Here is a 1,076-nt window from a genome sequence, read left to right on the forward strand (position 1 = left end):
TATGAGGGACGGATTTGCCTACCCCTCGGCCTACACCCTTACCCCGGGACAACCACCGCCCGGGCTGGACTACCTTCCTGCGTCACCCCATCGCTTACCTACTACCACCTTGGATCGGCGGCTCCACCACTTTCCTTTCCCCGAAGGGTCCGGAACGGCTTCACGGCCTTAGCATCAGAGGATTCGATATTGGGCGTTTCAAAGCGGGTACCGGAATATCAACCGGTTGTCCATCGACTACGCCTGTCGGCCTCGCCTTAGGTCCCGACTTACCCTGGGCAGATCAGCTTGACCCAGGAACCCTTAGTCAATCGGCGCACACGTTTCTCACGTGTGTATCGCTACTCATGCCTGCATTCTCACTCGTGAACCGTCCACAACTAGCTTCCGCTGCTGCTTCACCCGGCACACGACGCTCCCCTACCCATCACAACACCCGTTGGGGCTTATTGCTGCAATGACACGACTTCGGCGGTACGCTTGAGCCCCGCTACATTGTCGGCGCGGAATCACTTGACCAGTGAGCTATTACGCACTCTTTCAAGGGTGGCTGCTTCTAAGCCAACCTCCTGGTTGTCTCTGCGACTCCACATCCTTTCCCACTTAGCGTACGCTTAGGGGCCTTAGTCGATGCTCTGGGCTGTTTCCCTCTCGACCATGGAGCTTATCCCCCACAGTCTCACTGCCGTGCTCTCACTTACCGGCATTCGGAGTTTGGCTAAGGTCAGTAACCCGGTAGGGCCCATCGCCTATCCAGTGCTCTACCTCCGGCAAGAAACACACGACGCTGCACCTAAATGCATTTCGGGGAGAACCAGCTATCACGGAGTTTGATTGGCCTTTCACCCCTAACCACAGGTCATCCCCCAGGTTTTCAACCCTGGTGGGTTCGGTCCTCCACGAAGTCTTACCTCCGCTTCAACCTGCCCATGGCTAGATCACTCCGCTTCGGGTCTAGAGCGTGCAACTCAATCGCCCTATTCGGACTCGCTTTCGCTACGGCTTCCCCACACGGGTTAACCTCGCTACACACCGCTAACTCGCAGGCTCATTCTTCAAAAGGCACGCAGTCACGA

General features: G+C 57.0%; 1 rRNA gene. It reads right to left on the reverse strand.

Going from position 1 to position 1,076, the window contains the following annotated elements:
• A 23S ribosomal RNA gene (locus tag AB0D01_RS39750) occupies positions 1–1,076 on the reverse strand; the annotation flags it as partial.

Origin of the sequence: Streptomyces sp. NPDC048606 (assembly GCF_040650855.1) — a bacterium.
Lineage (GTDB): Bacteria > Actinomycetota > Actinomycetes > Streptomycetales > Streptomycetaceae > Streptomyces.